Origin of the sequence: Sphingomonas astragali (assembly GCF_051400615.1) — a bacterium.
Taxonomy (GTDB): domain Bacteria; phylum Pseudomonadota; class Alphaproteobacteria; order Sphingomonadales; family Sphingomonadaceae; genus Sphingomonas.
This window is the reverse complement of the sequence record NZ_JBLFFH010000002.1, coordinates 1,053,657-1,067,945: the sequence shown is the minus strand read 5'-3', so window position 1 is coordinate 1,067,945 and position 14,289 is coordinate 1,053,657. Positions and strand designations below refer to the sequence as shown.

Genomic DNA, 14,289 nt, shown 5'->3' with positions numbered 1-14,289 from the left:
CTGAACGCCGCCGTTCTCTGACTGCGCGCGCTATGGCCTGGCGGTGAATCCGCCGATTCCCGCGATCGCCAATCTCTGCGCCGCAACGGCGGTCTCGGCGAAGGCCAGACGAAGGTAGCGCGCCTGCCGGGGGACGGCGAAGGCGATCCGCTGCGTAGAGAGTGCATAGGCGATGTTGGAGAATTCGCCGGCCGCCGCTGGCTTCCAATTGGTCCCATCTTCGCTCGTCTCAACGACATAATTTTTCGGCGGCGCCGCGTCGATCATCACCTGCCGCGAGGGGGTGAGACTGAAACCGGCGAGTTCGACGGGCTTGCCCAGGTCGAGCGTCACCCGGTCCGGGTTGCCCGGCGTGGGCGCGGGAAGCAACCAGATCGTCGCCGCATCATTGTCGAGCAGGCGCGCGGCGTTGGGCGCGCTCGCCTCGACGATCGCCCAGCCGCTCGTGTCGAGCACGCTGGGATCGGACGAGACGATCGGCGGGACCGGAACCGGCGCGACCGCGCGGAACAGCGCGAACTCGCTGATCGCCGGGCAGGTCGGCGCCTCGATGATACGCAGGCGGACACGGCGCGGCGCGATGGGAGCGGGCAGGCGGACGATGCGCTGAGCGGAGATGCACTCGTGCTCGGCCAGCGTGCGCCAGGCGCCGTTGATCTCGGCGTCGATCGCGAAGCGTGTGACGCGTACGCCCAACGGCAGATACTCGCGCAGGCGCACGACATCGAACTCCGTGCCGGGTCGGAGATCGAGCATCAGCTCCGAGGTGGTCACGCCATCGGGCGTCGACCAATAGGTCTCGCGATCGCCGTCGAGCACGCGGGCGGGTTCGAAGTCCGGGCCGCGGCTGTGGCTGGCATGGGGGATGGCGCCCTTGGCGAGGTCGCGCGCGAAGGTGGCGCGGATCGCGTCACCGAAGGATTTCAGGATCTTCACGTCCTGGTCGGGGATCCGGCCGCGCCGGTCGGGCGGGATGTTGAGGTTGAGATTGGTGCCGCGGCCAACGGACTCGTCGTAGAGGCGGATCAGCCGCTCGGGACTCTTCACCTTGGAATCCTCGTCGGCGTGGTAGAACCAGCCGGGGCGGATCGAGACGTCGGTCTCGGCCGGCCACCAGATCGCACCGCCACGCACGCCGGCATTGCCGTTCTTCTGGTCGTAGGGCGCGTTGGGCATGGTCGGCCAGCACGGATCGCCGGCGACGCCGTCCTCGTTGCCGACCCAGCGGATGTCGGCGCCGAGCGGGTCGAAGGTGCAGGCGTTGGGCTGGAGCCGGTGGACCAGCGCGATGATCGAGGGCCAGTCATAATAGCGTGGCGCATCGATCTTCCGCGTCTCGCGCGCGCCGCCGTAATAGCCGTCGCCGCCGTTGGCGCCGTCGAACCACACCTCGAACAGCTCGCCGTAGTGCGTGCAGAGCTCGGTCAGCTGCGCGCGATAATATTCGACATAGGCGGGGCGGCCATACTCGGCGTGGTTACGGTCCCAGGGGGAGAGATAGAGGCCGAAGGGCAGACCGGCGCGGCGGCAGGCGTCGGCCATCTCGCGCACGATGTCGCCCTTGCCGCCCCTGTAGGGGCTGTTGCGGATGCAATGCTCGGTCAGCGTCGTCGGCCACAGGCAGAAGCCGTCGTGATGCTTGGCGGTGAGGATCAGCCCGCGCAGCTCCGCGGCCTTGGCGGCGGCGGCGATCTGGTCGGCGTCGAAGTCGGTCGGGTCGAACAGCGTGGGGCTTTCGTCGCCATAGCCCCATTCCTTGTCGGTGAAGGTGTTGATCGAGAAATGGACGAAGGCGTATTGCTCGCGCCCGTGCCATCGCCACTGGCGCGGGGTCGGCACCGCGCCGTAAGGCTCTGGTGCGGCGGCACGCTGAGCCGCGAGCGTCGGTGCGACGGCGAACGTGCTTGCAGCAAGGCCGGTAGCGATCAGCGAACGGCGCGAGATTTCGGTCATTTGGGCAACGTCTCCGGCTGGCCGGTGAGGGTGAATTCGGTCCATCGGCCCGCGCCTTCCTGCGGCTGGCCGCCGCCGAGCCACAGCCGATAGCGGCCGGGCAGCACGCGGCGGGTGCCGTCGCGATCGACCGTGCTGAGGCTGCGGGGGTCGATCGTGAAGCGGACGGTCGCGGTCTTGCCGGGTGTCAGCGCGACGCGGCGGAATCCGACCAGCTGGCGCTGGAGCACGGGCGCGGTGAGGCTGCCGGCCTTTGCCGCGGGGGGTGCCAGATAGGCTTGGATGACTTCCTCGCCGACGCGGCCGCCGCTGTTGCGGAGGCGGACGCTCGCTTCGACCGGGGCCGCCGTGCTGCCGGCCTTCGCCGTCGCCGCGTCATAGGCGAAGCTGGTGTAGCTGAGGCCATGGCCGAAGCCCCAGAGCGGCGTCCCCGTGAAGTAGCGGTAGGTCCGCTCCTTCATGCCGTAATCGATGAAGGCCGGCAGGTCGGAGACGCTCCTGTAGAAGGTCACCGGCAGGCGGCCCGAGGGATTGTTGAGCCCCGCCAGCGTCTCGGCGATCGCTGTGCCGCCCGATTCGCCCGGATACCAGGCGGCGAGGATCGCGTCGGCCAGCGCCGGATCGACCGCAACCGCGCTGCCGCTGGTCAGGACGAGGACGGCCGGCTTGCCGGTTTCGCGCAACGCCGCCAGCAGCCGCTGCTGGGCCTGGGGGAGGGCGATGTCGGTACGGTCGCCGCCGACGAAGCCGGGCACGCTGACCTGGAGCGCTTCGCCCTCGAGGTCGGGCGAGAGGCCGAGCACCGCCACCACCACGTCCGAATCCCGGGCGGCTGCCAATGCCTGCCGGAGCAGCGGCTCGGCGGGGGGAAGCCACATCAGCCGCAGCCCCTCGTCCTCGCCATGATGGTCGAGCTCCAGGCGGAAGGCGTGGCGGTTGCCGTCGCTGGTGAAGGGGATCTCGACCCGCGCCTTGCCGAGCGGGCCGGCGTGCAGCGGCTTGCCGTCGATCCACAGCCGGACGGCATCGTGGGTGGTGCAATCCTTCCAGCAGGCGGGGATGTCGATCGCGAGCGTGTAGCGGCCCGGCCCCGGCGGCACGAGCTCGCCCGACCAGCGTACCGCGAAGCCCTTGGGATCGAGCTGCGGCAGGGGAGCGCTGCGCGTGTAGTTGAAATCGATCCGCCGGTCCTGACGCACCGCGACGGGCGTGCCGGTGACGGTCGGGCTCGCGAAATATTCGGCCTTGAGGCCGGGCTTGCCGTCTGCGGTGAAGGCGGTCTCGGGCATCACCACTGGTGCGCCGTCGGTGAGGACGGAGCCCTGGGCATAGCGTACCTTGTCGGCACCGAACTGGCGGCGGATGCCCTCCAGCGGCGTCACCGGATCGATCGCGGTGCCGTGGTAATTGGCCTCGAGCACGCCGAGGTCGTCGGCGTCGGCGCCGATCACCGCGATGCGGCTGCCGGGTTCGAGGGGCAGGCGGCCGGCGTCGTTCTTGAGGAGGACGATCGACTTGCGCGCTGCGTCGAGCGCCAAGGCGCGGTGCGTGGGCGTGGCGACTTCGGCCGGCTTGATCCGGCTCCACGGACTGTCGCCGCCGAAGGCGATGCCGAGCGCGCGGCGGGCATCGAGCGCGCGGGTGAGGGCGGTGTCGATCTCGGCCTCGCTCACCAGACCCTTGGCGACCGCCTGCGGGAGCGCGGCATAGGCGCTCCCGCAGTTGAGGTCGTTGCCGCCCTTGATCGCCGCTGCCGCCGCCCCCGCGGCGTCGAGACGGTAATGGTGGAACATGTGGATGTTTGCGACCGCGTCGCAGTCCGAGACGGTGAAGCCGGTGAACCCCCAATCCTTGCGCAGCCGGTCGTTGAGCAGCGGTGAGGAGGCGCAGGCGGGGGTGCCGTGGATCGAGTTGTAGGCGCACATCAGCGAGCGCGCCTTGCCCTCGGTGATCGCGAGGCGGAAGGCGGGGAAATAGGTCGCTTCCAGGTCCTGCGGGCTCGGGTCGACGTCGAAGCCGTCGCGACCCGCCTCGGGGCCGCTGTGGACCGCGAAATGCTTGGGCGTGGCGATCACCTTGGGGTGATCCGGATCGGGCCCCTGCAGTCCCTGGATGAAGGCGACGCCCAGGTGGCCGGTGAGGTACGGGTCCTCGCCATAGGTTTCCTGGCCGCGGCCCCAGCGCGGATCGCGGAAGATGTTGATGTTGGGCGACCAGATCGTCAGCCCTTCATAGATGCGGCGGTCGGCGCCGGTCGGGCGGGCGTTGAACTTGGCGCGCGCCTCGGTCGCGACGACGTCGCCGACCCTGCGCATGAGGTCGACGTCCCAGGTCGCCGCCAGGGCGATCGCCTGGGGAAATACCGTCGCATGGCCGTTGCGCGCGAGGCCGTGCAGCCCTTCGTTCCACCAGTCGTACGCGGGGAGGCCGGCATCCCTGTCGGCGGGCGCGGTGCTCTGGAGCTGGGCGGCCTTTTCCTCGACGGTCATGGTGGCGATCGACTGGGCGACCGGATCATCGGCGGCCGCGGCGGCGAGAAGCAGGAGCGGGATCATGCCTGGGGTCCCAACGTGCGGAGGGTGAGGGCGCGCTTGAGCGCCGCGGCGGGGGCCTTCGAGCGAACGTCGATCGTCACGCTCTCGCCCGGCAGCAGGTCGAGGCCATCGTCGCTCGGCTGGGCTGCGAGCGCGCCGAAGTCGAGCATCACCGCGCGGGCGAGCGCCTTGGCGGTGATCGTCACGCGCTTGCCGTCCCAGCGGGCGGTGAGGCCTGGAGCGGGATAGGCCATGTCCTTGGGCACGGCGCGCTCGACGATGGTGCGCGAGACGCTGCGGCCGTCGACCTGCAGCTCGGCGACCGCATAGCTCGCCTTCGGATCGGCGCCGGCGAACAGCTCCGTATCGGTAAGGTTTGCTACGTCCTTCGCCGAGAGCGGGTCGAGCGTCACGTCGCCGCCTCGCTCGCCGAGCGGTTTTCCGGCCATGTCGAACGCGCGCACCTGCCAGCGCGCCCGGACCGGCGCAGTCGCGTCGGAGACGAGGGCGATCCGCGTCTTCCCGTCGCGATGCTCGGCGACAACCGCCTGCGGAGCGAAGAAGCGGCGGGCGGCGTAGTGGAGCAGCTTCCACCGGCCGTAGTAATCGATGCTGGACCAGGAGATCGCCGGCCATGTGTCGTTGATCTGCCAGTAGAGCGATCCCATTGTCACCGGTCGGCAGCCGCGGTGATGGCGCGCCGCCATGTCGATCGCCTGCATCTGATTGACCTGGGTCAGGTAGACGAGGTCGGCGAAGTCCTTCGCCGGGCGCAGCCGCTGGTCGAGGTAGAGCTGGAGCCGGGCGTTGCCTTCGCCGGCCAGGAACTTCTGGTGCGCCTTGAGCACCGGGCTGTCGAGCGTGAGCGGCCCGTTTCCGGCGAACTCGCGGATGGTCGATAGGTCGGGCATCGCCTGGAAGCCATATTCGGACATGAAGCGCGGGCAGCTGTCGAGGTAGCGCTCGACCGGCTTCGATCCCGACCACACGTCCCAGAAATGGCGGTCGCCGTCCTTGTCGGTGTCGGTCGGCCCCTCATAGTCGGTCGACGGCGAGCCCGGCCAATAGGGCGTGCCCGGCGAGCGCGTCAGCACCGCACCCCGCAGCACGCGATCGAACAGCACCGCCATGCCGACGCCGATCCGCTCCTGCTCGTCCGCGCCGACGCGGCGCTTGAACGCCTTGCGGTCCGACCAGTTCTCCCAGCCCGACAGCACCTCGTTGTTGCCCGCCCACAGCACGATCGAGGGATGCGCCTGGAGACGTTCGACCTGCTGCTCCGCCTCGATGCGGACATTGTCGCGGAATTTGGCGTCGGGCGGGGTGATCGATCCGCCGAACATGAAGTCCTGCCAGACCATCACGCCCAGCTCGTCCGCCATCGCGTAGAAGGCGTCGTCGAGATAATAGCCGCCGCCCCAGACGCGCAGCATGTTCATGTTGGCGTCGCGCGCGCTCTGGAGGATGTCGCGCATCTGCGCCGTGGTCACGCGCGACGGGAAATTGTCGAACGGGATCAGGTTGGCGCCCTTGGCGAAGATCGGCACGCCGTTGATCCGGAAGCCGAAGCTGCCGTCCTTGCGGATGAGCTCGACGGTTCGCAGGCCGATGCGGTGCTCGACGCGGTCGTCCTCGCCGAGCGCACCGGCGACCTTGTAGAGCGGCTGCGCGCCATAGCCGACCGGCCACCAGCGCTGCGGCGCGGCGACGCTGAGGGGGACGCTGACTTCATTGTCGCCTGCGGCGACTTTCACTGTGCGCGTCACGCTCTGGGACGTGCCGTCGGGCGCGATGACCCGGGTATCGAGCGTCACCGTCGCGTCGCGCCCGGCGACGATGCGATAGCGCGCCACCAGCCGTGCCTCGGCGTCGTTCAGCGCCTCCTGCTCGATCGTCAGCGCCTCGATCCGCGCCTCGTCCCAGGCTTCGAGCTTGACCGCGCGCCACACGCCGACGTTCACCAGCCGCGGGCCCCAGTCCCAGCTGTAATGATACTTGGGCTTGCGGATATAGGGCGAGGTCTGCTTGCCCTTGGGCTCGTCGCCGAACGCGGAATCATATTCGCCGGGCAGGGGATCGGGCTCGGCGAGCACCATCGGCTGCAGCGTCCTGATCGGCGAGGCGATCGTCACCACCAGCTCGTTGCGGCCCGGCTTCAGCGCCGCCTTGGCATCGACGCGCCAGCGGCGGTGAGCATTGTCGGCCTTGAGCAGCACCTGGCCGTTCACCGATACCGTCGCGAAGGTGTCGAGGCCGTCGAACACGAGCTCGACATGATCGCGCGCCAGCATGGCCGGCGTCACCTCGATCGTGCGGCGGAACTGCCAGCTGGTGAGGCCAGCCCATTGGATCGGTGCCTCGTTGATTCCCTTGAACGGATCGGGGACGCGCCTGGCCGCGATCAGGTCCTGCTGGACGCTGCCCGGCACCTTGGCCGGGAACCAGGTGGTTTCGCGCGGATGCGCCTTGGCGGCCTCGGCGTCGGCGGGATCGATCCGGGCTTCCCAGGCGCCGTCGAGCGAGATCGTCTCCTTGGGGGCAGCCCAGGCGGGCAGTGCGGCGAACAGCAGCGGCAGAAGCGCGAGCCGTGCCTTCACTTGGCGGTCTCCGTCAGCGTCATGCGCTCCACGGCGTAATAGGGATCCAACAGCGACGAGGTGAACTGGAGGCACAGATCCTCGTCGCCTGCCATCGCCGGCAGCGTGCCGCTGAAGCTGAATCGGGTCGGCGACCGCTCGGGATCGGGCAGCGGGAAGGTGGCGAGCACGACCGGCTTGATGGCCTTGTCCTTGGCTGCGGCGAAGCAGCGCGCCTGCATCACCAGCTCGCCATGGGGCGTGACGTTGTAATGCTCGCGCAGTGCCGAAGCCTCGTGCGCGAGGCCATAGTGGCGCGCCAGGCGTGCGACCTCGACGGTGAAGCCCTTGGCGACGTCGAGCGGCGCGGCCGGATAGGCGCTGCAGGTGTCGAACAGGTTGATGTTGAAGGCGGGCGCGTTGTCGGTCGCCTCGGAGGTGAGCGGTACCCTGAGGCCGAGGCTGCCGCGCGGGCAGGCTATGAGGTCGGAGCTGGTGCGGGTCAGCAGCGCGGCGCGAGTGGTATCGAAGCTGCGCGGTGTGGCGGTGGGATTGCCGCTGGCGTCGAAGGCGGCGGCACGGATCGTCGCGCCGGGCTTCAGTGTCAGCGGCGCCTTGTAGGCGCGCGACTTGGCGGTCGGCGCCTTGCCGTCGAGCGTGTAGCGGATCGTGCCGTAGGCCGCCTGGGTCGAGAGAGCGACGGTGACCTTGTTCGCCCGCAACGCGTCGCCGCGGCTGCCCTGCACCTCGAAACCGACGGCGAAGGCGCTGTCCGCCACCTCGACGCCCGAGCGGCGCCAGCGCTGCACCTGCGGATCGAGCCGGGCGATGAAGCCGGCAAAGTCACGCTTGTCCTTGTCCGACCAAGTGATCTCGGCGAGCGCCGCCGCACGCGGGAAGAGCATGTGCTGGACCTGATAGGGTGTCACCAGATACTCGCTCCAGGCATTGGCCTGGGCGCCGAGCACATGCTTGGCCTTCTCCGCATCGATGCCGGCCGGCATCGGCTCGTATGTGTAGACGTCCTCGAGCGTCTGGATCGCGATCCGGCCAGGCGGCTCGTCGGCGCGGCGGCTCTGCAGGCTGTCGAGATAGAGCGTCGGCGCGGGGCTCAGCACCACGTCGTGGTTCTGGTTGGCGGCCTCGACCGCGCCCTTCTCGCCGCGCCACGACATCACCGAGGCGGAGGCCGGCAGCCCGCCTTCCAGGATCTCGTCCCAGCCGATCAGCCGCCGGCCCTTGCTCGCGAGATACTTGCCGAACTCGTCGATCAGCCAGCTCTGGAGCTGGTTCTCGTCCTTGAGGCCGAGTGCCTTGATCTGCGCCTGCACCTCGGGCGAGCGTTGCCACTGGTCCTTGACCGCCTCGTCGCCGCCGAGGTGGATATAGGTGCCGGGGAACACCGTCATCAGCTCGTCGAGCACGTCCTTGACGAACTGAACGCCCTTGGGGCCGGGGTTGATCAGATAGGGGTTGACGCCCCAGTCGTGCGACACCGGCGGCCGGTCGCCGAACACGCCGAGCTCGGGATAGGCGGCGACCAGTGCCTGGGCGTGGCCGGGCAAGTCGATCTCGGGCACGATCGTGATGCCGCGCTCGGCGGCATAGGCGACCAGCGCCTTCAGCTGTTCCTGGGTGTAGAAGCCGCCGACCTTCCCGGTCGGTGCCGGGCCGCCCGTCGAGGGGCTGGTGCGCCAGGCGCCGATCTCGGTCAGCTTGGGATAGCGCTTCACCTCGAAGCGCCAGCCCTGGTCGTCGGTCAGGTGGAGGTGCAAGGTGTTGAGCTTCACCGACACCATCTGGTCGACGACGGAATAGAGGAACTCGATCGGCTGGAAATGGCGGGCCGGGTCGATCATCAGCCCGCGCCAGCCGAAGCGCGGCTTGTCGGTGACGGTCAGTGCGGGGACCTCGACCGGCTTGCCGAAGTCGCGGTCGGGGCTGAGCAGCTGGGCGAGCGTCATCGCGCCGTAGAGCAGGCCGCGGTCGCCCGAAGCGGCGATGCGGATGCCCTTCGTGTCGATCTCGAGCCGGTAGGCCTCGTCGCCCTGGATGCTGGGGTCGCGCGTGAAGCTGATCGCAGCCGTGCCGGCGCCGTCGGCGAGCGTGATGCCCCGCTCGACCTTGACATGGGCCTCGAGGATGCGCGCCGCGGTCGCGGCTGCGGTATCATCCGCGGGGACGGCGACGGTCGCGCCGTCCGCGACGGTGAAGCTGCCCTGGCCCGGCTGCACCGAACTCGGCAGCGGCGTGAGCGGCAGCTGGGAGGGAGATTGCGCGTATCCCGGCACCGCGAGCATCAGTCCCGTCCAGCAAAGCCACTTGGAGTTCGTCCGCATCATCGTTTCTCCCTGCTGTGCCGGCTCGGCGACGCGCGATCGATGTAACCAATATATATCCTATCCGACAATAGCGACGGCGCAACGATCCGGTCGGGCGCAGAAATCCTTTGAAATATCTTGACTGCATCCGGACCGGTGGCCGAAAGATCGTACCAATCTAGACCTGAGCCCAGACTGGTTGCTCCGCGTGGAGCCGTGGGATACCAGCCGACGGCGTGGGACGACAGGTCTCGGCAGGGGGAACGCATGGCATTTTCGGATCAGATCGGACGCTTCCGGGACGACAATCCCTCGCCGCTGTATCTCCAGCTCCAGCAGCTCATCCGCGACGCGATCGGCGGCAAGCTGCTGAAGCAGGGCGACGCTATCCCGCCGGAGCGCGATCTGGCGCTCGAATACGACGTGTCGCGCATCACCGTGCGCAAGGCGATCGGCGGGCTGGTGGAGGAGGGGCTGCTGACCCGCCGCCGCGGCGCCGGCACCTTCGTCGCCGAGCGCGTCGAGAAGAGCTTTTCCAAGCTGTCGTCCTTCACCGAGGACATGGCCGCGCGCGGCCGCAGGGCGAGCAGCAGCTGGATCTCGCGCGCGCCGGGGCAGGTCAATCCCGAGGAGGCAATGGCGCTGGGCCTGTCGCCCGGAGCACCGGTGCTCCGCTTCGCCCGCATCCGCCATGCCGACGACGAGCCGATGGCGCTCGAATTCTCGACCATACCCGGCTACTGCCTCTCGTCGGTCGACGTGGTCGGCAACTCGCTCTATGCCGCGCTCGAGCAGGCCGGCAACCGACCCGTCCGCGCGCTCCAGCGGCTGCGCGCGGTGCCGTTCGGCGGCGAACATGCCAAGATGCTGGGCGTCGATCCGGGCCACGCCGGGCTGCTGATCGAGCGCCGCGCCTTCCTGCGCGACGGCCGTGCCGCCGAGTTCACGCGCTCCTATTACCGCGGCGACGCCTATGATTTCGTGGCGGAGCTGAGCGACATCTGACGCGGCTTGCTGCCGCTCGAACGGAGTAGCCGATGGATCGCCGCCAACTCCTTCTCGGCAGCGCAGGAACGGGCGCGCTGCTCGCGGTCCGGCCGGCGTTCGCCGCGCCGCGGCAGCGGGTGGACGATGGCTTCCCGATGCCGCCGCCGGTCCGCTCTCTGCCCCCCCGCCTGCCGGAGACGGACCCCTCGCGCACCCTGATCGAACTCGGCTGGCGCTTTCACGAGGGCGACATCCCGACGCCCGAGCCGGTCGGCCACAACGCGACCTATCTCAGCGTCAAGGCGGGTAATGCGCCGGGCGCGGCCGCGATCGCCTATGACGACAGCGACTGGCGGGAGGTGCGGCTGCCGCACGACTGGGCCGCATCCCAGCCGTTCGTTGAGACCGCCAATGTGTCGCAGGGCTATCGCCCGCGCGGGATCGGCTGGTATCGCCGCACGCTCCGGCTCGATCCCGCCGAGCGCGGCAAGACGATCGAGCTGCATTTCGGCGGGATCGCCACGAACGCGACGATCTGGGTCAACGGCAGCGTCGTCGCGCACAACTGGTCCGGCTACAACAGCGTCTATGTCGACCTGACTCCGTTCGCACGCTTCGGGGACGAGACGAACGTCATCGCCGTCCGCGTCGATGCCGATGCCAGGGAAGGCTGGTGGTACGAGGGCGCCGGCCTCTATCGCCATGTCTGGCTGGTGCGGCGCGCGCCGGTGGCGATCGTGTCGGACGGGGTGCATTGCGATCCGCGACGGGACGGGGACGGCAGCTGGCACGTGCCGGTCACCGTCACGCTCGGCAACATCGAGCGCGCGCCGGTACGGGTCGAGGTCGAGGCTGAGCTGATCGATCCCGACGGCCGGTCCGTCGCCGTGCAGCGGGTCGAGGCGAGCGTGCCGGTGCTCGACCGTGCCGACGCCCTGCTCCGTCTCGCTGCCGGGACGCCCCGGCTCTGGTCGGTCGAGGAGCCGACGCTCTACACGCTCCGCGCGCGGGTGCTGCGCGAGGGCAGGGCGGTCGACGAGCGCCGCACCGCGATCGGCTTTCGCATGATCCGCTTCGATGCCGACAAGGGCCTGTTCGTCAACGACCGGCCGGTCAAGCTCAAAGGCGTCTGTCTCCATCAGGATCATGCCGGCGTCGGCGTGGCGGTGCCGGATGCGCTGCTCGCGTGGCGGCTCGAGCGGCTGAAGGCGATGGGCTGCAACGCGATCCGCATGTCGCACAACGCGCCCAATGCCGAGCTGCTCGACTGGTGCGACCGGATGGGCTTCCTCGTCATGGACGAGAACCGCAACTTCAACCCGTCGCCCGACTATCTCGCGCAGCTCGAATGGCTGGTGCGGCGCGACCGCAACCATCCGAGCGTGATCCTGTGGTCGGTGTTCAACGAGGAGCCGATGCAGGGCACCGAGGCGGGGGTGGAGATGGTCCGCCGCATGGCCGCCGCGGTGCGCCGGCTCGACGACAGCCGCCCGATCACCGCGGCGATGAACGGATCGTTCTATGATCCCGCCAACGTCTCGACCGTGGTCGACGTGATGGGATTCAACTATTATCAGAACGACTATGACAAGTTCCACCGGCTGAACCCGGCGAAGCCGGTCACCAGCTCGGAGGATACGAGCGCGTTCGAGACGCGCGGCGCCTATGCCAGCGATCCGGCGCGGCATGTGATCACCTCTTACGACGACGAGGCCGCGTCGTGGGGCGACACGCACCGGGGCAGCTGGAGGAAGATCGCCGAGCGGCCGTTCGTCGCGGGCGGTTTCGTCTGGACCGGCTTCGACTATCATGGCGAGCCGACGCCCTATGAGTGGCCGACGATTTCGAGCTTCTTCGGCATCCTCGACCTCTGCGGCTTTCCCAAGACCGCATTCGGCATCCATAGCGCGCACTGGATCGACGATCGGCCGGTGCTGTTCCTGGCGCCGCACTGGACCTGGCCGGGCCGCGAGGGGCAGGCGATCCGGGTGTTCGCCATCGCCAACGCCGACACGATCGCGCTGAGCCTCAACGGCCGCGAGCTCGGGGTGCAGACGGCGGACCGGATCATGGGCAACGAGTGGCAGGTACCCTATGAGCCCGGCCGGATCGGGGCGGTCGCGATGCGCGGCGGCAAGCCGGTCGCGCGCATCGCGTACGAGACGGCGGGACCGCCGGTCGCGCTGCGCCTGACGCCTGCGCGCACGGTGATGGCGGGCGATGACGAGGATGCACAGCCGATCACGATCGACGCCGTCGACGGACAAGGCCGTCACGTGCCGACCTCGAACCTGATGACGCGCTTCGCCGTCGACGGCGGCACGATCATCGGGGTCGGCAACGGCGATCCCAACAGCCATGAGCCCGAGCATGGGGGCAGCCGCTCGCTGTTCAACGGCCTCGCGCAGATCATCGTCCGAGCCGGCAAGGGACGGGGCCGGATCCGGATCACCGCTACGGCCGAGGGATTGAAGCCCGCGACGCTGGTGCTCGACCGCGCCGACATCGCGCCGCGTCCGCAGGTACCGGTGACGCCGCCCGTCATGGCGATCCGCGATTGGCGCCGCTCGCCGCTGCTGCCGGCGCGGCCCCAGCCCACGCTCGCACCCGCCGATGCCGACAACAACAGCTGGGCCTTCGTCCGCAACGGCACGCCGACGCGCGCCGACGCCCGGCCCGGCTGGCGCGTCTATCGCAGCCGGTTCACGCCCTGGAAACGCGTGGCGGCGGAGGGCGGCGTGATCCGGTTCGCGAGCATCGGCGGCCGTGCCGAGCTGTGGGTCGACGGGCGCAAACTCGCCGACAAGGGCGATGCCGCACCGGCCGCGCTGCACGCCGAACTGCCGTCTGGGGCAGGGCCGCGATCGATCGTGCTGATGGTCGATGCGGCGGCTGGGACCGAGTCCGGCCTCCTCGGACCGGTGGACGTGCTCCCGCGCTGAGGCTCAGCGGGGCGCGGCCCGGTCAAGCAGGCCACGCAGCGCCTCGACCTTGCTCCGATCGGTGCGCAGACGTGGCCCGGCCTGGAAGCCGAACCGCTGCTCCGTCTCTCCGGCCGCGCCGGTCGGGCTCCGACAGGAGGCGTGGACTTCCCTGACGCCGGTCTCGAGGATCGACGGAAGGGTCGCCGCGTCGATACCGCTTCCCGCAAGGATGATGATCCGCTCTCCCGCCTGGCGGACCAGCGACGCCAGCATGGGCAGCGCCTCGGCGGCACGCGGCGCGCCGCCGGAGGTGAGAATCCGGTCGAAGCCGAGCTCGATCGCCGTTTCCAGCGCCGCGGGCAGATCGGGAGCGAGGTCGAAGGCGCGGTGCAGCGTGAGCGAGAGCGACCGGGCGCGCCTGGCAGCGGCGGCGCGGGCATGAGCCATCCATCGGGCGAGCAGCGGCGCGTCGAGCCTGCCATCGGGCGCACTGGCGCCGATCACCACGCCGGCCAGCCCCGCCTCCGCCGCGGCGTCGATATCGGCGGCGACCAGTGCCGCCTCATCGGCCCGGTAGCGGAAATCCCCCTCCCGCGGGCGGGCGAGCAGATGGACCGGGATCGGCGCCCCGGCCGCATGACGGATCAGCGAGGCAGGCGGGGTGAGCCCGCCTAGCGCCAGCGCGGCGCACAGCTCGATCCGATCGGCGCCGCCGTCGACCGCCGCCGCGACACCGGCCGCTTCGTCAATACAGACTTCCAGCATGACCTGCCTCTTCGTCCGAAAGGTTCGCCAGTTCCAGATACGGTGCTGTTTGGAAAGAAGCGTTCTCCGCTTCCCCCTGATCGTCGTCGTCCGAGCGGATCGCGTCGGGCAACGAGCAGGCCTGTTCGCGGCGGACGCGATCCGGTCTAGCAACGGGAAAGAGTCGTCGGTGCCGAAGGGCGGAAAGCCTTTCGACTCATTGCGTTAATGCAAGAATGTCATCGAAACG

The 14,289-nt window shown here is 69.4% G+C and carries 7 protein-coding genes; 2 read left to right on the top strand and 5 right to left on the bottom strand.

The window, feature by feature from the left end; genetic code table 11:
* Positions 1–30: 30 nt before the first annotated feature.
* The 4 genes from ACMGER_RS13220 to ACMGER_RS13205 are packed head-to-tail and all read right to left on the bottom strand — an operon-like array spanning position 31 to position 9,405.
* Positions 31–1,953: an alpha-L-fucosidase gene (locus ACMGER_RS13220; protein WP_436812598.1), complete on the bottom strand. Its 1,923-nt coding sequence runs from the start codon at positions 1,951–1,953 to the stop codon at positions 31–33.
* Positions 1,950–4,508: a glycoside hydrolase family 3 C-terminal domain-containing protein gene (locus tag ACMGER_RS13215; RefSeq protein WP_436812597.1), complete on the bottom strand. Its 2,559-nt coding sequence runs from the start codon at positions 4,506–4,508 to the stop codon at positions 1,950–1,952. The genes ACMGER_RS13220 and ACMGER_RS13215 overlap by 4 nt, the downstream gene beginning before the upstream one ends.
* Complete coding sequence (locus ACMGER_RS13210) at positions 4,505–7,084, bottom strand: beta-mannosidase (protein ID WP_436812596.1); 2,580 nt, start codon at positions 7,082–7,084, stop codon at positions 4,505–4,507. The genes ACMGER_RS13215 and ACMGER_RS13210 overlap by 4 nt, the downstream gene beginning before the upstream one ends.
* Positions 7,081–9,405: a beta-N-acetylhexosaminidase gene (locus tag ACMGER_RS13205; RefSeq protein WP_436812595.1), complete on the bottom strand. Its 2,325-nt coding sequence runs from the start codon at positions 9,403–9,405 to the stop codon at positions 7,081–7,083. Before ACMGER_RS13205 ends, ACMGER_RS13210 begins: the two co-directional genes overlap by 4 nt.
* Before the next feature lie 246 nt (positions 9,406–9,651).
* Between ACMGER_RS13205 and ACMGER_RS13200 the strand changes: the two genes are divergently transcribed.
* Both ACMGER_RS13200 and galA read left to right on the top strand, forming a co-directional pair.
* Positions 9,652–10,389 carry a GntR family transcriptional regulator gene (locus ACMGER_RS13200; protein WP_436812594.1) on the top strand — a complete coding sequence of 246 codons (738 nt, stop codon included), beginning with the start codon at positions 9,652–9,654 and terminating at the stop codon, positions 10,387–10,389.
* 32 nt (positions 10,390–10,421) lie between these two features.
* Positions 10,422–13,313, top strand: a complete 2,892-nt coding sequence (gene galA, locus ACMGER_RS13195) for a beta-galactosidase GalA (protein WP_436812593.1) — start codon at positions 10,422–10,424, stop codon at positions 13,311–13,313.
* Between the two features lie 3 nt (positions 13,314–13,316).
* Here galA and ACMGER_RS13190 read toward each other — a convergent pair whose 3' ends face one another.
* Entirely contained in the window at positions 13,317–14,060 is a 744-nt protein-coding gene (locus tag ACMGER_RS13190) for a copper homeostasis protein CutC (RefSeq protein WP_436812592.1), read from the bottom strand.
* Between the last annotated feature and the right edge of the window lie 229 nt (positions 14,061–14,289).

Coding starts and splice junctions, on each gene's coding strand:
- ACMGER_RS13220 (WP_436812598.1), bottom strand. CDS start 1,953: ATGACCGAAATCTCGCGCCGTTCGCTGATCGCTACCGGCCTTGCTGCA.
- ACMGER_RS13215 (WP_436812597.1), bottom strand. CDS start 4,508: ATGATCCCGCTCCTGCTTCTCGCCGCCGCGGCCGCCGATGATCCGGTC.
- ACMGER_RS13205 (WP_436812595.1), bottom strand. CDS start 9,405: ATGATGCGGACGAACTCCAAGTGGCTTTGCTGGACGGGACTGATGCTC.
- ACMGER_RS13200 (WP_436812594.1), top strand. CDS start 9,652: ATGGCATTTTCGGATCAGATCGGACGCTTCCGGGACGACAATCCCTCG.
- galA (WP_436812593.1), top strand. CDS start 10,422: ATGGATCGCCGCCAACTCCTTCTCGGCAGCGCAGGAACGGGCGCGCTG.
- ACMGER_RS13190 (WP_436812592.1), bottom strand. CDS start 14,060: ATGCTGGAAGTCTGTATTGACGAAGCGGCCGGTGTCGCGGCGGCGGTC.